The sequence below is a fragment of the Kitasatospora sp. NPDC057223 genome (assembly GCF_042669755.1).
Taxonomy (GTDB): domain Bacteria; phylum Actinomycetota; class Actinomycetes; order Streptomycetales; family Streptomycetaceae; genus Kitasatospora.
Map to the genome: position 1 here is coordinate 24,521 of NZ_JBHUWW010000044.1, position 19,082 is coordinate 43,602.

At 75.8% G+C, this 19,082-nt stretch carries 14 protein-coding genes and 1 tRNA gene; 7 read left to right on the forward strand and 8 right to left on the reverse strand.

The window, feature by feature from the left end; genetic code table 11:
• Positions 1–6 precede the first annotated feature (6 nt).
• From ACFUK0_RS17825 to ACFUK0_RS17840, 4 genes are all read left to right on the forward strand, one after another.
• Complete coding sequence (locus ACFUK0_RS17825) at positions 7–978, forward strand: carbon-nitrogen hydrolase family protein (protein WP_380251119.1); 972 nt, start codon at positions 7–9, stop codon at positions 976–978.
• 59 nt (positions 979–1,037) lie between these two features.
• Positions 1,038–1,571 (forward strand): GNAT family N-acetyltransferase, encoded by a 534-nt coding sequence (locus tag ACFUK0_RS17830; protein WP_380251121.1) that lies wholly within the window; start codon positions 1,038–1,040, stop codon positions 1,569–1,571.
• Between the two features lie 78 nt (positions 1,572–1,649).
• Entirely contained in the window at positions 1,650–1,835 is a 186-nt protein-coding gene (locus ACFUK0_RS17835; RefSeq protein WP_380251123.1) for a hypothetical protein, read from the forward strand.
• 478 nt (positions 1,836–2,313) lie between these two features.
• Positions 2,314–2,386 (forward strand) — tRNA-Arg (locus ACFUK0_RS17840).
• Between the two features lie 83 nt (positions 2,387–2,469).
• Here ACFUK0_RS17840 and ACFUK0_RS17845 read toward each other — a convergent pair.
• Positions 2,470–3,234: an HNH endonuclease gene (locus ACFUK0_RS17845; protein ID WP_380251125.1), complete on the reverse strand. Its 765-nt coding sequence runs from the start codon at positions 3,232–3,234 to the stop codon at positions 2,470–2,472.
• 147 nt (positions 3,235–3,381) lie between these two features.
• The gene (locus tag ACFUK0_RS17850) at positions 3,382–4,386 is read right to left on the reverse strand and encodes a LuxR C-terminal-related transcriptional regulator (protein ID WP_380251127.1); all 1,005 of its coding nucleotides are present in this window, start codon (positions 4,384–4,386) and stop codon (positions 3,382–3,384) included.
• A 305-nt stretch (positions 4,387–4,691) separates the two neighbouring features.
• Here ACFUK0_RS17850 and ACFUK0_RS17855 point away from each other — a divergent pair, with 305 nt between their 5' ends.
• The 3 genes from ACFUK0_RS17855 to ACFUK0_RS17865 all read left to right on the forward strand — a co-directional run bounded on the left by ACFUK0_RS17855 (position 4,692) and on the right by ACFUK0_RS17865 (position 6,333).
• Positions 4,692–5,024, forward strand: coding sequence for a hypothetical protein (locus ACFUK0_RS17855; RefSeq protein ID WP_380251129.1), 333 nt, complete (start codon positions 4,692–4,694; stop codon positions 5,022–5,024).
• A 299-nt stretch (positions 5,025–5,323) separates the two neighbouring features.
• Complete coding sequence (locus ACFUK0_RS17860) at positions 5,324–5,554, forward strand: hypothetical protein (protein ID WP_380251131.1); 231 nt, start codon at positions 5,324–5,326, stop codon at positions 5,552–5,554.
• A 110-nt stretch (positions 5,555–5,664) separates the two neighbouring features.
• A complete protein-coding gene (locus ACFUK0_RS17865) occupies positions 5,665–6,333 on the forward strand; it encodes a response regulator (RefSeq protein ID WP_380251133.1) in 669 nt (222 codons plus the stop codon).
• Positions 6,334–6,465: 132 nt separating this feature from the next.
• On the opposite strand, the gene ACFUK0_RS17870 is transcribed toward ACFUK0_RS17865, so the two are convergent.
• From ACFUK0_RS17870 to ACFUK0_RS17895, 6 genes are all read right to left on the reverse strand, one after another.
• On the reverse strand, positions 6,466–7,962 hold the full coding sequence (locus ACFUK0_RS17870) for a SagB family peptide dehydrogenase (RefSeq protein WP_380251135.1): 1,497 nt from the start codon (positions 7,960–7,962) through the stop codon (positions 6,466–6,468).
• 63 nt (positions 7,963–8,025) lie between these two features.
• On the reverse strand, positions 8,026–10,299 hold the full coding sequence (locus ACFUK0_RS17875) for a TOMM precursor leader peptide-binding protein (RefSeq protein ID WP_380251137.1): 2,274 nt from the start codon (positions 10,297–10,299) through the stop codon (positions 8,026–8,028).
• Between the two features lie 30 nt (positions 10,300–10,329).
• Positions 10,330–13,638 (reverse strand): DUF4135 domain-containing protein, encoded by a 3,309-nt coding sequence (locus tag ACFUK0_RS17880; protein WP_380251139.1) that lies wholly within the window; start codon positions 13,636–13,638, stop codon positions 10,330–10,332.
• 1 nt (position 13,639) lies between these two features.
• Positions 13,640–15,817 (reverse strand): ATP-binding cassette domain-containing protein, encoded by a 2,178-nt coding sequence (locus tag ACFUK0_RS17885; protein ID WP_380251141.1) that lies wholly within the window; start codon positions 15,815–15,817, stop codon positions 13,640–13,642.
• A complete protein-coding gene (locus tag ACFUK0_RS17890; RefSeq protein WP_380251143.1) occupies positions 15,814–18,186 on the reverse strand; it encodes an ATP-binding cassette domain-containing protein in 2,373 nt (790 codons plus the stop codon). Before ACFUK0_RS17890 ends, ACFUK0_RS17885 begins: the two co-directional genes overlap by 4 nt.
• On the reverse strand, positions 18,183–18,962 hold the full coding sequence (locus tag ACFUK0_RS17895; protein ID WP_380251145.1) for a hypothetical protein: 780 nt from the start codon (positions 18,960–18,962) through the stop codon (positions 18,183–18,185). The genes ACFUK0_RS17890 and ACFUK0_RS17895 overlap by 4 nt, the downstream gene beginning before the upstream one ends.
• Positions 18,963–19,082 lie beyond the last annotated feature (120 nt).

A 19,082-nucleotide genomic window follows, 5' to 3' on the forward strand; every position in this document is an offset into this window, starting at 1 on the left:
TCGCACATGCTCCCGACCGGCTCGGCGGACCGACTCGCCGCCCCCACCGACCGTCTCTCCACCGACCACCCCTCCGCCGACCACCCCTCAACCGACCGCCTCGCCACCGACGGCCTGCCCGCAGCTCCCTCGCCCGGTGACCGTCTGCCCGCCCGGCCGCTGCGGATCGCCGCCGCCCAGGCCGAGGTGACCGCCGGGGACGTCCCCGCCAACGCCGCGACCGCCGCCGCCCTGATCCGCGAGGCGGCCGCAGCCGGGGCCCGGCTGGTCGTCTTCGCCGAGAAGTTCCTCTCCGGCTACGAACCCGCCCTCATCCAGGCCGACCCCGCGCGCCACGCCGTCCAGCCCGGGGACCCGCGGCTCGCGCCGATCGCGCAGGCCTGCCGCGAGAGCGCCACGGCCGCCGTGGTGGGAGCCGCCGTCCAGGACGAGGCGGGCGCGCTGCGCGTCTCCGCGCTCGTGTTCGGCCCCGACGGGCGGCTCAGCACCCGGTACGACAAGCAGTACCTCTTCAAGACCGAGCAGGCGGTCTACCTCCCGGGCACCTCCGGCTGCACGATCGAGCTGGACGGCTGGCGGCTCGGACTGGGCGTCTGCTACGACTCCGGCTTCCCGGAACACGCCCGCGCGGCCGCGCTGGACGGCTGCCACGCCTACCTGGTGGGCGCGCTGTTCAGCGTCGGCCACGGCCACCACGAATCGCGGACGTGGTTCCCCGCCCGGGCGCTCGACAACACCGTCTACACGCTGCTGGCCAACCACATCGGGCGGACCGGCGGCTGGCACACCTGCGGCGCCAGCGCCGTCTGGGCCCCGGACGGCCGGCTGCTCGCCGAGGCCGGCGAGGACGGGCGCGAGCTCGTCGTCGTCGACCTCGATCCGGCCGTGCTCGGCGCCGTCCGGCAGTCCGAGACCCTGCTGCACGACCTCCGGACCGGGCCGGCCGCCGCCCCCCGCCGCCTGCACCGCCTGGGCTGAGCCCCGCCGGCGGGTGTCGGCGCGGGCGGCCCGGCGGCGACCGGGCTACGCTCCCGCGCATGCAGACCGCACTGCACGGCATCCTGGTGACACTCCGCCCGGCGACCGCCGCCGACATCCCCGCGCTCGTCGCCGTCCGGGAGACACCCGAAGTCCGGCGCTGGTGGCGCGGCGGGCCCGACCTGAGCGCCGAGGTCGCCGAGGACCTGGCCGACCCGGACACCCGCACGCTGGCGATCGTGTACCGGGGCCGGGTGGCCGGGGCGATCCAGTGGGCCGCCGAGACCGAGCCGGACTACCGCCACGCGAACATCGACATCTTCCTCGACCCGGCGGTGCACGGCCGGGGCATCGGCACCGACGCCGTCCGCACGCTGGCCCGGTACCTCGTCACCGAGCAGGGGCACCACCGCGTGGTGATCGATCCGGCCGTCGACAACACGGCGGCCATCCGTTCCTACACCAAGGCCGGCTTCCGGCCGGTCGGTGTGATGCGGCAGTACGAGCGCGGTCCGGACGGAAGTTGGCACGACAACCTCCTGATGGACCTGCTGGCCGACGACCTCTCCGACCCCGGCCGCGACGCCCGCTGACCCGCGCGGCGCGCCGGCGTCCGCCCCCGGTGGGCGCCCTTTCGGTAACCTCCCGGTCCCGGAGACCGTTGATGGACCGTGAGAGTGATACCGACGCAGTGGCGACCGCCCGCACCGACCGATGACGAAACGGTTCTCCAGCCGGACGAACCGATCTTCGACGAACTGGCACGGCGCTGGGACGGCGCCGGACGCACCGTCCCCGGCCGCCCCGACGGGGAGTGGACGACCCTGGTCTCCCGGGCCCCCTGGCCCCGCCGCTGAGCGGCCGCCCGCTCCTGGCCGACGGCCCGTCACAACTTCACATCCCGACGCCTGTGGCGTGGACCACAAAGCCATGGCCCGGCCCGGGTGGAGGATCCGACGGCCCACGGCCGGCCTTCGAGGACCGCACCCGCCCGGCGTGCCTGCCTGCCGTCCGGGGCCGGTCCCCCGCCGGGGACGTGGCACCTGCCCGCGCCGGTCGACCCCCCAGGAGGAGAGCCCCCCGCCCGGCTCCCGGGCCTCGCCACCAGCGCCGCCGCAGCACCCGCCGGGCCGCGACCGGGCCGCCGTATCCGGCCGGGGCGTCGAGCCGCCGTGCGCCAGGAAGGTGCTCCCCACCGGCTCCGGCCGCCCCAGGGCCATTCGCCGACCTGCCCGGCCGATAACACCAGCCATCCCGGGCGGCACGATCCGCTAGTCTGTCATCGGTCGGACGGACACCCCGCTGCGGGCTTGGCAGGGTTTTCATCAGACCCCCGCCTCAGTAGCTCAGGGGATAGAGCACGGCTCTCCTAAAGCCGGTGTCGCAGGTTCGAATCCTGCCTGGGGCACACCGAAGGTTCATGCCGAAGGCCCTCCGCCCTTGTGAGGCGGAGGGCCTTCGTCGTGTCTGCGTACAGTTGCCACCCAAGCGTCAGCCTCGGTGGGCCCGGTGATAGGCGAGGTACTCTCGGCCGATTGGATGCTCGCCGATCTCGCGAAGCCGTCCCAGGGAGGTGCCTGTGGCCGAATCACGGATGGTCAGGTCGTCGTCGATGCTCAACATGTTGAGATCGAAGAGTACGTGGTGGTTCGGGCACAGGCACAGCACGTTCGACGGAACGTCCGGACCGTTGTGCGGGCGTCCGATGGCCCGTATGTGGGCCGCCTCCGCATAGGCCCCGGTGGCGGTGGCCAGCCGTGTCCCACATACCTGGCACCTGTAGTCGTGGGTGCGCTTGACGAAGTTCGCCACGGTGGTACTCCGGACGACCCTCTGGACCGTCGTCTCGACCCGCTCGGGAAACGTCCGACCCTCGGGGGAGGCCAGTTGCACGGACGCACCGGCAGCAGACTGGCTCCCTGCGGATTCCGGTTCCATCAGCGACGCGTCGATCTCACGGAGACGCCGGTACTCTTCCCGGCCTATCTCGGTGAGCGTCCAGACCCCGCGTGACTCGCTGGCCGGAGCCAGCAGTCCCGCTCGTTCCATGTTCTTCCGCTCGTACCTGGTCCTGTTGTGCCATTTTGGCTCGTTGTCACGCTCGGTCCCCTCCTGGTCCCCGGGGAGGAGGAACTCTCCGTAACGCCGACCCATTTGCGTGATCGCAGAAGCCGTCGAGGCACTGCCACCAAGCTCTCCGAGTATCGAGAGAAGCCAGTCCCGCAGCACTCTCTGATGTGTCATTCCCGTCGCCATGGCGGGAGCCTAGGAGACCATCCGTGGCGCCCGGATACCGGGGTGTCCACCCGAATGCATTCAGCACACATAGCGGCGAAGGCCCGTTCTGCGGGCCCTCTGTACAGAAGCGCGCCGCCCGGGCGGCCCGGCACGGGGTGGTTCGGGTCAGCGGGAGGTCGGCTCGCCGAGCCAGCCGAGGGCGGCGACCTGGATGCCGGCCTGGAAGCGGCTGCGGGCGTCCATCCGGACCATCAGGTCGGCCATCATCCGGCGGATGGTGCGCAGGGAGACGCCCAGGCGCTGGCCGGCGCGCTCGTCGGTGAGGCCCTCGGCGAGCAGGCGCAGGAGTTCGCGCTCCTGGGCGGTGAGCCCGCGCGGGTCGCGCTGGACGGTCTCGCCGAGGGGGCGGGCCTGGTCCCAGAGCTGTTCGAAGAGGGCGCGCAGGGCGGCGATCACTCCGGGGCTGTGCAGCAGGACGGCGCCCTTGCGCGGGTCCTCCGGGTCGATCGGGACGATGGCGGTGGCGTTGTCGACCAGGATCATCCGGAGCGGCAGGGTGGGCATCGTGCGGACGGCTCCGCCGAGGCCGTGCAGCCAGCGGGCGTACTGCACGGTGGCCGGGTCGTTGCGGACGCTGTCCTGGTAGACGGTCCGCATCCGGACGCCGCGTTCCAGGGTCTCCTGGTCGAGGGAGCGGCTGGCCTCCATGACCTGCGGGGGCTGCGGGCCGCCGGGGGCGAGGGCGAGGACTTCGGCGGTGGCGTCCGAGGCGAGCTGGACCAGCCGGTCGCGGACCTCGCCCAGGTCGGCGATCAGCTCGATGCCCGACTGGTTGGCGGGCGCGTGCACGCTCGCGTACTCGGCGATCAGGCCGGCCATCGCCGCGCGGCTGCGTTCGATCTCCTGCTGGCGGCGGGCGGCCTCGGCCTCCTGCCGGGCGAGCAGCGTGGCGAGGCCGAGTTCGGGGTTGACGGCGCGCCAGCGGTCCTCGGCGCCGGTGGGTCTGGTCAGCGCCAGGTCGGCGAGGTGGTCGAGGGCAACCCGGACCTCGGGCTCCCGCGCCTCCAGCCGGTCGGCGATGCCCTGGGTGTCCAGCTCGGGGTGGAGCAGCATCGTCCGGTACACCGCTTCGCCGAACGGGTCGAGGCCCAACGGCCGGGACCCGGTCAACAGCCCGTCACCAGAAGTGCGGAACGCATCACACCCTCCCCCGTGACCGGAGTCGAACCCGGTCGAGCTGCAGGCCGGTCCTGACAGGCGGTCAGCGTATCGCCACGGGACGGAACATAGAACAGTCTTACGGACAATCACGGCGGTCCGATGGACGAACTGTGAAGGGCCGGCCGGCTGCCGGGACGGGTGACTGCGGAACCCTCCGCACCGCTTCCGGCGGACCCCGACATCTTGCTGCCAGGCAGAGAGATGACACCGCTCCGGGCCGTCCGTCGGGCGGTCGGCGCCTCAGGCTGGCAGGTGTGTATGCGATTCGCGTCCACCTGGAGAGGCCCGGCGGCAAGCCGGACGGGCGCCCGGTGGCACCGGTGGCGCCCGCCGTCCGGGACGGCCTGGAGCGCGGGCTCCGGGGGCCGGCCCGGCTCGGCCATGCCCGGATCCGGATGACGGCGCAGGCGCTGGACGCGGTGGTCTTCGTGTCGGCCGGCAATCTGCTGGTCGCGGAGGACGGGCTGCGCACCGCCTGGCACGAACTGACCTCCGCGGGGGGCGTGCTGAGCGGCTGGCAGCTACTGCACTGCGAGGCCGACTACCGGCTCGCGCTCGGCCTGTACGAGCTGCCCAGCCGCCCCTGACCCGGCATCCGGGCAGGTCGGAGCGGCTGAGGACGACTCCGGGCGGCCCCGGGCGGGAGGCGCCCGGCCGTGCCCGGGGCTGGCCTCAGGGTGTCACGGCACTCTGGTGCCAGCTCCGGCTACTGACACGGACCGGTGCGGGCGGCCACTCTCATGGTGTCGGCAGGAACGACGGACCGGAGAACCGGGACAGCAGCCCCTGAGGGGCCCGGTACGGACCGTCCTCCCCGCCGCCGCTCACCTTCGATCCCCGGAAGCAGCCCGGGGTTCAGCCGAACGCGAGAGGATCGGGCACCCCCATGACGCAGAAGGTCTGTTTCATCACGATTGTCGCCCTGGGTTTCAGCGTCCTGACCGGTACCGCCGCCACCGTCCAGCTGGCCGCCTCCGCGCCGACGGCCGTCGTCGTGACGGCCGACGCCGCCGCCGACGAGCCCGCCACCGCCGCCCAGCCCACCCCGCTCCCCGCGCCGGCCGCCGCCTCTCCGTCCCCGCAGCCCACCCACCAGGACACCTGGGGCTGGGGCTGAGCCCCTGCGTCCCACCCGCTTCGCCGCGAAACCGCCGCACCGCCGCACCACCGCACCGCTTCGCCCGTTCACGAGTCGGCCCGACACTTCAACGCCACCGAGGTAGCCGGATGATCACCCTCCTGGACCAACCGCTGTACCGCTCGGCCCCGGCCCCGACCGGCGGGACCGCCACCGTGAGTGTCCTGCTCGCCGACGGGCACCACCTGTTCCGTTCGGGGCTCGGCGCGCTGCTCGACCGGGAGGCGGACCTCGCCGTGGTCGCCGAGGCGCCGACCGCCGAGGAGGCCGCCGCCGAGGCCGCACGGACCAGGCCGACCGTCGCCGTCCTCGACCCGGATCTGCCCGGACCGGGCGGGCCCGCCACCGCCGCCCTGATCCGCGACCGCGCACCGGCCACCGCCGTCCTGCTGCTCATCGCGGTACCGCGCTCCGACGACCTCCAGCGGGCGGTCGCCGACGGCGTCGCCGGGGTGCTGCTGAAGGACGTGCCGCCGGCCGCGCTGATCGCCGCGGTCCGCGAACTCGCCCGGGGCGGACGGGTGTACGACCCGCGACTGGTGATGGACGTGGTGCGGACGACCGAGGCGCCGCTCACCCCGCGCGAGCTGACCGTGCTCGGGCACGTGGCCGACGGGGCGACCATCAACGAGGTCGCGGCGGCCCTGTCGCTCTCGCCCGGCACGGTGCGCAACTACGTCTCGGCCGCGATCGCCAAGACCCGGGGGCGCAACCGGTGCGACGCCATCCGGATAGCCCGCGAGCGCGGCTGGCTCTGAGCCGGACCGCTCGGGCGCGCCACGGCCCCGGGCCCGGACGCGCGGGTGCCCCGCCACTCACCAGGGCGGGGCACCGGCGCGTCCGGGCCCTGAGGTGTTCCGCGGCCCAGCCGGTTCCGGGCGCCGCCGGGATCAGCCACGGGCCTCCCGCGCGGAGGCGACGATGTCGGTGAACCGGTGCGCGGTGCGCGGCACGTCCGCCGGGCGGCTGCCGATCAGGAACTCGCCGACCGAGGACTCCGCCGTCCAGTCCAGGCCGAGCGCCCGGGCCGCCGCGTCGGTGTCGCCCGAACCGAGGCCGCAGGGCGCCAGCCCCATCGCCGTCGCCACCAGGTAGAGCGTCTGGTAGACCACGCCGACGTGCTTGAGCGTCAGCGCGTACGCGATCTGGCTGTACTTCCAGGACAGCCGGCCGAAGCGGGAGGTGACCGTCAGCAGCACCTGCGGGTCCACCGCGCAGCCGGTCGCCCGCCAGGCCGCCGTCATCAGCTCGCGGAACGCCGCCTCGTCGCCCGGCCCGGCGAACGGGCGCGGGCGCAGCCGGTGGGCCGCCGCGTCGTAGCGGTAGACGCCCGGCACCAGCCCGTCGCAGCGCACCACCGAGAGGTAGACCTCCAGTTCGCCGGTCGCGCCGCCGGCCGGGTAGGGGCGGTCCACGATGTCGTAGCCGTGCGGGTCGGCCGGGTCGCCCGGCACGATCCGGCGCACCCTCGCCACCCGGTAGAGCAGTTCGCCCAACTGGTCGAGGGTGACCGGGGTGTCGGCGTACGAGCGGACGGAGCGGCGGCCCTCCAGCACCTCGCTGAGGGCGGGGTCGCGGGCCAGCACCTCGTCCCAGTCGGGGACGGGCAGGTCGATCCCGGTGCCGTCCTCGCGGGCGCCCGTGCCCGGGATCGCGGGCAGTTGGGCGACGTCGGTGTGGGCGTAGACGCCGCCGCTCGGGTAGTCGTGCCGGCCGGGGCGGCTGCGGGCGTGGAACAGCAGGTCGTGGAAGTCCCAGAGCGGCGGTTCGCCGTGCGCGCCGTCGTCCAGGAATCCGGCGCCGGACAGGAGCCCGGCCAGTGCCTGCCCGGCAGCCGGGCTGATCCCGGCCAGCAGCGCCGCCTCGGCCACCGAGCGGTTGGCGGTCACCGCGGCGACGAAGGCGCCCGCCGCGGGCTGGTGCAGGGTCAGCCGGAACGGAGCCATCGGGGACTCCAGCACGCACGCCCCGGCGTGCTCCTCCGGCAGCCGGCGCAGGTAGGCGAAGCGGGAGAGCACCACGCCGGCGGGCGGACGGACCAGGCCCGGCAGGCCGGCCGCCCGGGCGATCGGCACGGCGGTCGCCAGCGGCTCGCCGAGCGGATCGGCGAGGGTCGTGGTCACCAGGTAGGGGAACCGGCTCAGCAGGTGGAACAGCCTCCCTCCGTCGGCGAGTTCGCCAACGTCGACGGCGGTCCGGGTGAGTGCGGCGAGCCGCTGGACGGTTTCGGCTCCGAGCGCGTGCACGCGCTGGCGGCCCCAGGGGTGGCTCAGCTCCAGGTCGTCGCCCTGCGCGGTGACCTCCACCTCCGGGCGCAGCCGCAGCAGCGTGCGCGGCGCCCCGCCCTCGGTGGTGAGGCCGGGGGGCAGCTGTTCGGTCACGGTCATCGGGTACCTCTTTCCGGGCTGGGCGGGCCGCCGCTCCCGGTGGGGCGGCGGCCCGGCGCGTCGTCAGATGAAGATCGGGATCGGGTTGAGCTCCTCCTCCGGGGTGGGCGCGTCCAGCCAGCCGAGGGCGACCGGCACGTCGTACAGCCGGCCGGGGGCGAAGCGGGCCCAGAAGTGCCGCATCCCGGGGACGATCACCTTGGCCACCGGCAGGCCGATGTCGGGGCGGGTCTGGTCGAGCACCAGGAACTCCATGCCCCGCTCCTCGACCAGCCGTTGGACGAGGGCGAGGTCGTCGGCGAGGTCGTCGCCGGCCAGCTTCGCCCAGCGGTCCGGGCCGGCCGGGCGGGCCGCCGGGTCGGGCAGCAGGTAGGGCTGGTTGGCCACGGTCGCGGTGGTCCACCACTCCTTCTGTTCGCGGTCGGCGCCCGCGTAGGTGACCCGGCCGTCGGCGTCGCCCGCGACCGGGCCGAGGAACTGGTTCATCTCGGTGAGCGCCCGGGTGAGCGCGATGTGCGGGTCGAGGTGGGCGCCGAAGGCGATCAGCACGTCCTCGGCCGGCTTGTCGGTGCGCCGGGAGAACGCGCCGACCACCGGGATGCCGAAGTCCGAGGTGAGGTCGAGGGCCCAGATCTCGCGGTGCAGCCCGCGGTAGATGTCGCGGAGCTGGTCGATGTAGGGGTCGCCGAAGGCGTCCAGGTCGATCGCGGGCCGCTGGACCCGGTTGTACCACCAGAGGGCGACGGCGTCCCGCTCGACGAGTTCCAGGAAGCCCTGGAGGGTGGCGTCCTCGAAGGAGGTGCCGGCGGCGCAGCCGTTGGAGTCGCCGGCCGCGAAGAAGCCGTGGCGGTGCCGGTAGCCGTAGTAGAGGGACATGGTGGGCAGCCAGCGGGTGCGCTGCTCGGTGAGCGACCAGGCCGGCGACCACTCGATCCGGTCGTCCTCGCGGAACCGCTCGGGGACGGTGTTGAACATCGAGGGCCGCTCGTTCCAACGGCCCCGCTGGTCGAACTGGCGGTCGCTGTAGAGCAGGGTGGTGGCGGGGTGGATCGCGGCGTCGCCGAGTTCGGTGTAGGCGGCGGTGCGGCGGGCCTCGTCCCCCTGGAAGACGCCGGAGTAGCGCTCCATCGCCTCGCCGAGCGCGCTGGCCCGGGCCTGGACGTCGGTGCGGCCCTTGCCGCAGCTGACCGAGCGCAGACCGGTGCGGAGCTGGCGCAGGTCGCCGCTGCGCCGGGACAGGTTCTGCCCGGAGACGTACACCCGCAGGCCGGTGGGTGTGCGGCCGGCCGGCACCAGCGAGGTCACCACGCCGGTGACCGGGGAGAGTTGGGGGCGGTACTGCTCCAGCATGTCCTCCGGGGAGGCGGAGCGGTGGCCGCCGTCGGCGGTGTAGGCCTTGGGGCGGCTCCGGAAGCGCACCGGGCTGAGCTGGCGCTCCGCCACGAGCTGTTCGTCGCCGCAGGCCGGGCACTGCGGGCGGCGGATCAGGCGGTGGCGTTCGGTCTCCAGCAGCACGGTGTCCAGGGTGAGCACGACCGGCTCGGCGGGGCGCACTCCGGCCAGCCACTTGGCGGCCTCCAGGGCGGCGAGCTGGGCGCCGGTGCCGAGCGAGGGTGCGAGGTGGGCGCCGGCGGTGGAGATCGGGCCGTCCTGGCCCAGGCGGTGCTGGAGGTAGCTGAGCGACTGGCGGTTGGCGGACAGCCGGTGGGAGAGGCACTCCCAGCAGCCGGTCGCCCCGGCGGACCCGGCCGGGCCGGGGACGAACACCGGGCCGACCCAGACGATCGAGCCGACCGGACGGGCGAGCAGCCAGGGCCGCCCGCTCTCCCGGGCGGCGCGGTCGCGCTCGGCCAGGCCGGGGTGCAGGTAGTCCTCGGTGAGGGCGACGGTGAACTCGGCCTGCGGGTCGGCCGTCACTCCGGCCGCGGCCAGGGCGGCGAGGAAGGGCTGCGGGTCCAGGTCGCCGTACACCTCGACCCGGGCCCGGGAGGTGCGCAGCGCGGTGCTCGCGGCGGCGCCGTCGAGGCCGGCCATCTCGAAGTAGGCGGCGCCGGCCCGGTCCTCCGGCTGGCCGGCGACGGCCAGGTAGCCGCGGTCGCGGAGCCGGTCGACGGCGGTGCGGACCTTGTCGGCGGGCACGGTGGCGCGCAGTGCCTCGCCGATCTGCTCGGCGGTGCGGGTGCCGTCCAGCAGCGGGGCGAGGGCCTGGGCGAGGCTGCCGTCGACCACCGAGACGCCGCGCTCGGAGACCAGGTAGACGGCCTCGCCGTCGACGACGTACGGGGTGTAGTGGTGCTTGAAGCCGATCGCGGCGGTGGCCTCGGGTGTGTCGGGCATGGCGGTCCCTCGGGGTCTCTCGGGCGGCGGTCAGCGCAGGGTGGCGAGCGGGGCGGTGGCGGGGTCGAGCAGGCGCAGCAGCAGCAGGCCGACGGCGGCCGAGCCGTCCAGCGCGCCGAGGTTGATCCGGTCGCCGGCGGCCCGGTCGGGGTGCCAGCTCCCGGTGGCGCCGTGGCGCGCGATCAGTTCGCCGACCAGCAGCGCGGCGGCCTCGCGGCCGTCGTAGAACGGGCCGGGGAGCAGCGAGTCCAGGCCTTCGGGGACGGTGTGCAGCAGGCCTGCCTCGGCCGCGGTGAGGGCCTCGCCCGCGGTCGCGACCAGGTCGCGGGTGGTCCGGCCGGCGATCTGCCGGGCGCCGACGGGCGGGGTGAGGGCGGCGAGTTCGGCCGGGTCGACGGTGCCGGCGCCGAGGGCGACGGCGGTGTCCAGGCAGGCGAGGCGTCCGGCACGGGTGGCGGTGGCGAAGCGGTGTCCGCGCAGCCGTTCGCGGACGGCGTCGGGGCCGGTGAGCAGGGTGGGTGCCTCGGCCGCGGTGCGGGCGAGGGCGGCCACGACCGAGTCGGTGCCGGAGGGCACCAGGTCGAGGAAGCCGTCGCGGGCCCCCGGGTCGGTGTCGGTGCCCGGGTCGGCCGCGAGGTGGTCGAGGGCCGCGGCGGCGAGGGCCCGGATGCCGTCGTCGGTGGGGGCGTGGCCGGGGCCGGTGGCGCGGCGCAGCCTGAGCAGGTTGAGCAGCAGGCCGGCGCTGCCGAGCGGGGTGTCCGGGCCGGGGGTGCGGGGCGGGCGGCCGGGGCGGGCGGCGGGCGGGGTGGCGACCGCGACGGCGCCGGGGACGAGGGCCTGGGCCGAGGCGAGCAGTCCGGGTTCGGCGAGCAGGGTGCCGGCGCGGGCGAGGGCGTGGATCAGCGCGCCGGGCCCGGCGAAGCCGCCGGGGACGGGCGCGCCGCCGGCGAGCCGGCCGTCGGCTGCGAAGGCGAAGGCCCGCGGGGCGGCTGGGTCGATCAGCCGGGTGGCGGCGGTGAGGGTGCGGTGGGCGGCGCGGTGGAAGCGCGGCTCGCCGGTGGCGGCCCAGAGTTCGGCGAACAGGACGGCGAGGCCGGGTGTGCCGCTGACCAGGTCGAGGCCGAGGACCTCGACCTGGCGCAGGCCGGTGCCGGGGTACCAGCTCTGGCCGAGCCAGCCGTTGCCGCGCCGGTCGGCGAGGATCCGGTCGCCGATCCGGACGGCGTGGTCGAGCAGTTCGCCGTTGCCGGGGATCCGGGCGCGGGCGGTGCTCGCGGTGGCGGGGGTGGGCTGTTCGGTGCCGGCCCGGGCGGCGTCCACGCAGCCGGTGAGGACGGCGAGGTGGGCGTCCAGGTCGAAGTCGTCGAGTTCGGCGACGCGCTGCTGGAGGCGTTGCCAGCCGGTGCTGCGGAAGTGGCCGGGGATCTCCCGGCCGTCGGCGGTGAAGGCGGACGAGGAGGTGGTCAGGGAGCGGAAGAAGGGGATGTCGAGCTGGCGGAAGGAGTCGAGTTCGGCGAGCACCACCTCCAGCAGGTCGCCGCGGCCGGGATCGCCGGCCACCGCGGTGATGGCGCCCTGGAGGGCACCGGCGATGACCGTTTCGCGGGTGGCGCCGCTGTCCAGCGCGAGCGGGCTGGTGGAGGCTCGGATGATCTTGTAGCCGTCCCAGGTGTGGCGCCAGATGTAGCGCACCCAGATTCCCCGGAAGGGTGCCAGCGGGCCTTCGGCGGAGGCGAGTTCGGCGCGCAGCCGGTGCAGTGCGCGGTGCATCTCGCGGTAGCCCTCGGTCAGCTCGTCGCCGTACTGCCAGGGGTCGGCGGTGACGGTGGCGCCGGTCTCGTCCAGGTGGACGGGCCGGTACGGCGGCAGCGGCAGGGCGGGCACCCCGGGGGTGATCTCCAGGCTGCCGATCCGGGACAGGCAGCCGATGTCCAGGGCGGCGCTCTGCTTGGCCGGGGTCCAGGACTGGAAGGCCATCGCGGTCCGCACCACGGTGGACTCCAGTTCGTCCAGCAGGCCGTGCTGGTCGGCGCTGATCGTCGGCGGCGTCTGCACCCGCGGGTAGAGCAGGCACTCCAGGTCGATCAGCGCGGGGTGCTCACCGTCGGCGAGCAGGTTGTCGGCCCACAGGTCGCGGCCCTCCAGCAGCTGGACCAGCCGGATCGTCATGCCGAGCCGCCGGTAGAAGCGGGCGAAGCCGCCGGCGTCGGCGCAGGGCCGGTGCGGGACGAGCTCCTCCCAGCCGTAGTCGTCCTCGCAGTGCGCGGCCAGCGAGGCGCCGTGGCCGTCGTCACCGCGGTCGCTGCGGATCAGCACGGTGCGCACCGGCAGGTCCAGCGACAGCTCCCGGTTGAGCCGGCGGGCCAGGTCCAGGTAGGCGGTGGCGTGCCGCATGTCCTTGGGCTTGTAGACCACGGCCGGGCCGTTCGCGAAGTACAGCAGCGACACCGAGCGGCCGCCCGCGTGCCGGTCGCCGGCCTCGCCGCGCACCGAGTCCAGCGGGCCCGGGTCCTCGCCGTTCCACATCTGCTCGACCAGCAGTGCGTGGTCGGCCGCGAGCCGGGCGAACAGCTCGGTCTGCACGTGCTGCCACTGCCGGCAGACCGTACCGACCAGGTACGCCAGCGCGGGCAGCCGCTCCAGCCGGGCCAGCCAGCCCTCCTGGGAGGTGTCCAGGCCGCCGGCGGCGTCCCAGTCGGTGGCGCGGGGGCGGCCGGTGACCGCCTGGAGTTCGTGGCAGAACGCCAGGTTGCAGGCCTCGACGAGGCGGCCGGTCAGGGTGCCGGCCAGGTCGGCGCGGGCCCGGCCGGTCACCGGGATGCCGAGGATGCCGCCCGCGCCGTGCGGCAGCAGTTCGTCGGCGGCGGCGGCGAAGGCGGCGGTGAGCGCGCCGGGAGCGGTGGTACCGGGGCCGGGGGCGGCCGGCAGCGTCCGCAGGAACACGGCCAGCGCGAGGGCCCAGTCGGGCAGGTTCGCGGGGTCGGCGAGGACGACGGGGCGCAGGCCGTCGCCGAGCGGGCGGCCGGTCCCGGCGAGGTGCTCCAGCAGGACGGCCGCGCCGCCGTGCTCGCCGGCCGCCCGGCGCAGCCAGGTGTCCACCGCGGCGGCGCGCCCGCGGCGGTCCTCGTCCGGGTCGGGGGCGAAGAGCGTGCTGCCGTCCGGACGGGCGGCGGCGCGGTCCGCGAACGAGGCGGCGGCCGCCACCAGGGCGCGCAGCCGCTCGTCGCCCCGGGCGGGGCCGGGGAGCAGCCCCGTGGCCGGGCCGGCGGCGTGCGGGTCGGCGGCGGGGGTGGAGGCACCGTCGACGGGGCGGAGCCAGGTCTGCAGGTCGAGCGGCATCTCACATCTCCTGGAGTCGGGCGAGTCGGGTGAACAGCGGGTCGTGGCCGAGCAGTTCGTCGTAGCGACCGGAGGCCGTCAGACGGCCGCCGGAGAGCACGTGGATCCGGTCGGCGGTGCGGATGGTGCTGAGCCGGTGGGCGATCACCAGGCGGGTGCGGTCGAGCCCCGCAACGGCTTCGGCGACCCGCAGCTGGGTCGCGTTGTCCAGGGCGGAGGTGGCCTCGTCCAGCAGCAGGACGGCGGGCCGGCGGACGAGGGCGCGCGCCAGCAGCAGGCGCTGCACCTGGCCGCCGGAGAAGCCCTGGGCGTCCTCCCCGACCCGGGTGCCGAGGCCGAGCGGGAGGCGGCGCAGTTCGTCGGCGATGCCGGCGAGTTCGGCGGCCTCCCAGACCTGGTCCTCGGTCACCCCGGTGTCGCTGCCGGCCAGGTTCTCCAGCAGCGAGCCGCGCAGCATCCGGCCGTGCTGGAGGACGACACCGAGTTGGCGCCGGACCAGCCGGGCGTCCAGCCCCGCCAGGTCCTGTCCGTCGTAGCGGACGCTGCCGGATTCGGGCCGTTCGAACCCGAGCAGCAGGCGTACCAGGGTGGACTTGCCGGCGCCGGACGGGCCGACCACCGCCACCAGCTCGCCGGGCGCGGCGTGCAGCGACACCCCGTCCAGCGCGGGCGCGGCCGTACCCGGGTAGCGGAACGTCACCGCGTCCAGCGCGACCGCGCCGCGCAGCTCACCGGGGTCGGTCAGCTGCTGCGCCCCCTCGGCCGGGCGGACCTCGGCGAGGATCGGCCGGATCCGGTCGAGCACCGGGGCGATGCCGTACGCACTGGCGGCGGCGTGGGTGACCTGGCCGAGCGCCGCCGCGACCTGCCCGGCGGCCACCCCGGCCGCCATCAGGTGCCCCGACGGCGTTCCGCCGTCGATCGTCGCCCCCGCCAGCAGGACCGCCAGCAGCAGCGGTTGCAGCCCCGCGGTGAGGGCGCCGGCCGCGGCGTCGGCCCGCTGGGCGGCGGCGTCGGCGCGTTTCTGCGCGGCGAACGGCACCGCCCAGCGGGCGAACGCCTGGATCTCCCGGCCCGCCGTCTGGATCTTGTCGATGCCGAGCAGCAGCCCGTACAGCACGCCGTTGAGCTGCCCGTGCAGCTCGAACACCGTGCTCTCGTGGCGCTGGCGGCGGCGGCCGAGCAACAGCAGCAGCCCGGTCACCACCAGCACGGCGAGCAGCAGCAGCCCGCCGAGCCAGACGTCCACCAGCAGCAGGACCGTCAGCCCCGAGGTGGCGAACACCGCCCCCAGCACCGCGCTGACCAGCACCTCGGACAGCGCCTGCCGGGCCTGGGCGACCGCGTTGGCGCGATGCACCAGGTCACCCGTGGTGTAGTCGCGGAAGAAGCGGGCGTCGTGACCGAGCAGACGGTCCCAGACGGCCGGTTCCAGCACGCTCTGCACCCGCCCGGTCAGCCGGACGGCGGCGGTGTTGCGGACGATCACCAGCAGCCAGGACGCCAGCACCGCCGAACCGGCCAGCAGCGCCAGCCAGCGCACCGGGTGCCGGTCGGCCGCCATCAGCTCCGGCAGCAGCACGCCGGTGCTCAGCGGCACCATCAGCCCGAGCAGCGCCGCCGCCAGGCCGGCCGCCGTCAGCCGGCCGAGGTCGCGCCGGGCGCCGGGCACCCGCAGCACGAACCGGGCCAGGTCGGCCGGTCCGAGGTCGCCCGCGGGCAGCGGGAGGTAGAGCAGCAGCGCTCTCGTCCCCAGCGCGACGGAGCCGCCGGGCGGGCCCGCCGGATCGTGGCGGCGGTGGCCGCCCGCCGGGCGCGGCACCAGGGCGACCGGCCGGCCGTCGTCGGCCGCGAACCCGACCATCGGCCCGGCCGTCCCGGCGGGGTCGCCGTGCCCGTCCGGGCCGGTGGGCAGCGTCACCGGCCGGTACCGCACCCCGGCCGACCGCAGCAGCACGGTCAGCGGGTCGCGGGCATCGCGCACGGCGGCCGGTAGCTCCGCCCCGCCGGGGCCGGCGGCGGGGAGCATGCCCAGGGCGGCCAGCACGGCGTGGGCCCGCTCGGCCGGGTGCCCGGGGGCCGCCGGGGGCCCGGGCCGGCCGCCGCGGCCGGTGTGCAGCGCGCCGACGGCGGCGGCGAGCGCCGCGCGGTTGGCCTCGGCGGTGGCCGTGGCGGTCATGACTCCTCCTCCTGCTGGCTCCGGTCGGTGACGGGCGCCGTGCCGTCCGGCACGGGTGTGGCGCTCTTCTCGGCGAGCAGCGTCCGGTACGGGCCCGGGACGGCGGCGAGTTCGGCGGGGGTGCCCTGCTGGACGATCCGTCCCCCGGCGAGCACCAGGACCCGGTCGGCGGCCTGGATGGTGCTGAGCCGGTGGGCCAGCACCAGGCAGCTGGTGCCCCGGCGCCGCAGGTGCTCGTTGACGGCCGCCTCGGTGTGCGCGTCCAGCGCGGAGGTGGCCTCGTCCAGTACCAGCAGGGCCGGGTCGAGGGCGAGCGCGCGGGCCAGTTCGAGGCGCTGGCGCTCACCGCCGGAGAGGTTGCGGGCGTCCTCCTCGATCCGGCCGCCGTCCAACCCGCCGCGCCGGGCGACGAGTCCGGCGACCTCGGCGTCGTGCAGCGCGCGCCGCAGGGCGTCCTCGTCGGCCGCCGGGTCCCACAGCGTCAGGTTCTCCCGCAGGGTTCCCTCGAAGAGCCTCAACTGCTGCTCCACGTAGGCGACCTGGCTGCTGACGACGGCGCGGTGCCAGTCCTCGCGGGGCCGGCCGTCCAGCAGCACCTCGCCGGACCACGGGCGCAGCACCCCGGCCGCGAGCCTGGCCACCGTCGACTTGCCGCTGCCGCTGCCGCCGATCACGGCGACCCACTCCCCCGGGCGGATGTGCAGCGAGATCCCGGTCAGGGCGGGCGGCCGGTTGGGGTCGTAGCCGAAGGCGACGTCGCGCAGTTCCAGCTCGCCGCTGAGGCGGCCGGCCGGTCCGGCGGCTGCGCCGTCGCGGTCGCGGTCGTCGCCGGGAGCGTCACCGTCGTCCGGAGCGTCCAGGACCGGCTTCAGGTAGGGGTCGGGCTCGGTGCTCTCGACATCCTCCAGCAGCGCGTTCTGCGCCCGGGCGATGGTGAACTCCGACGCGGCCGAGACCAGTTGGCCGATCGGCGAGAGGAATCCGTTCAGCAGCAGCAGGAAGGCGAGCAGCGTCCCGACCGAGAGCGATCCGCCGAGCAGCATCGAGGTGCCGGCCACCACGACGGTGGCGGTGGCCGCCGAGTTGAGCGCGCCGGGCAGCGAGAGCGGGACGATGACCGCCGTGGTGACCCGCTGGCCGGTCTCCATCGCGCGGGCCTGCCAGCCCGCCCAGGAGCGGAAGAACGAGTCCTCCGCCCCCTCCGCCTTCAGCGTCTCGATCGCCGAGACACCGGCGAACGCGACCCCGTCCCGCTTGTACTGCTCGGCGTGCAGCCGGTGCACCAGCCCGCCGCGCCGCCGGTCGGCGACGCGCAGCACCAGGACGTCCGCCACCGCGACCACGACCGGCACCGCGGCCAGCCGGGGCTCCAGCCAGAGCAGCGCGGCCAGGTGCACGACGGCCGCGGCGGCGGAGGCGGCGGAGGCGGCCAGGCGGTGCGACAGCAGCATCGCCAGGCCGTCGTTCATCTGCACCCTGGTGACCAGGCCGCCGAGTTGGCGGCGGTGGAAGAACGATCCGGGCAGCCGCAGCAGCCGCCACAGGAACCCGGCCGAGGCGCGGGCCGCCATCGCCTCCAGCACCCGGTTGACCAGGGTCTGCTGGAGCCAGGTGCCGAGCAGGACGGTGCCGGCCACGGCGGCGGCGGCCAGGGTGAGCGGCGCGGCCCAGGCCGCCGTCCCGGCGAGCAGCACGGAGCGGAGGTAGGCCCGCAGCAGGAACGCCGCGGCGACCCCCGGCACCGCCAGCGTCACCGCGAGCAGCACGGCCAGCAGCAGGGGCCCGGCGAAGGGGCGCATCCGCGCGGCCAGGGCACGCAGCAGCGGGAACCGCCGGCCGCCGGCCTCGAAGTCCGGGCCGGGTTCGAACCCGACCGCGATCCCGGAGAACGAGTCCCAGAACTCGGCCGGTGTCGCCGAGTACGAGCCCAGCGACGGGTCGTTGATGTGGACGCGGCCCCGCTTGACGCCCTCGAAGACGGCGAAGTGCGGGCCGGTCACCAGGACCATCGACGGGGCGTGCAACTGCTCCAGGCCGAGCAGCCGCCCCTCCGTCCGGACGGCCCGCCGGCCCCGGGCGGTCAGCCCGTAGCGCCCGGCCGCCCGGGCCACCACGGCCGCGCTGACGCCGTCCCGGCTCACCCCGCAGGCCCGCGACGCCTCCTGGAGGGTCACCCGGCGGCCGAACGCGCCCAGCACCACGGCGAGGCAGGCCGCGCCGCAGTCCTGCTCCTCCATCTGCGGCACCACGGGCGTCCGCAGGTGGCGGCGCGCCTTGCGCGCGGCGGGCGGCGGCGGCTGCTGCTCGGGGCGGCGCGGTTTCCCGCCCGGCGCCGCCGGCGGCGCCGTCTCGCGGACGTCGAGGCTCATCGCCCGGCCCCCGATCCGAACACGGCCTGGTAGGGGTGCCGGGCACCCAGGTCGACGGAGACCGTCAGCGGCACCGGGCCGGGCAGGGGCCCTGCGGCGGACGGGATCCGGGCGTACGCCGTCCACACCGGGGCCGGGCCGCCGGGCAGGCCCGGCAGCGGGACGGTGAACGTGCCGTCCAGCGAGTCGGCCCGGACGGGCAGCGCGTCCACGGCGGTGATGGTGGCCCGGACCGCACCCGCACCGGGCACCGGCACCAGCACGGTGCGCCCCGGTGCGAGCTGTCCGGCGTCCTGGAGGGAGGTGGCGAAGATCCGCACGGTCTGCGGCTGCCCGCTCGCGTCCAGTGCGAGGAGGGCGGCCCCTGGGGCGACCGCGGCGCCGGGCACCGAGAGCAGCGCCGTGACCATGCCCGCCTGCGGCGCCCGGACGGCCGCCTCCTCGCCGGCCGGCGTCCGGAGCAGGGCGATGACCTGGCCCTGCGTCACGATCTCGCCGGGGCGCACCCGGTAGGCGGACAACGTGCCGTCCCGGTCGGCGCGAACGGTCTCCGGGGCCGTGCCGTGGGCCAGCACGGCCGCCAGGGTGAGGGTGTGCGGCAGGCTGCCGAACACCGCCCAGCCGCCGCCCGCGCCGACCACGAGCAGCAGCGCTGCGGCGGCGGCCCGCAGCCGGGCGCCGACCAGTCCGACCGGGCGGTCCAGCCCGGGTTCCAGGACGGCGGCGGCCCGCGCGGCGGCAACGGCGGTGGCGGCGGCCTTCCTGGCGCCCGCCACCGTACCGTCCGCCGTGCTCCCGGCCGTGCCCGCCGTCGTGCCCGTGTCCGGTCTCTCTGCATCCGGGCCGCTCGGCCTGGTCGCGACAGTCACGATCTCCCCGCCCTCCGCTCCGCGTTG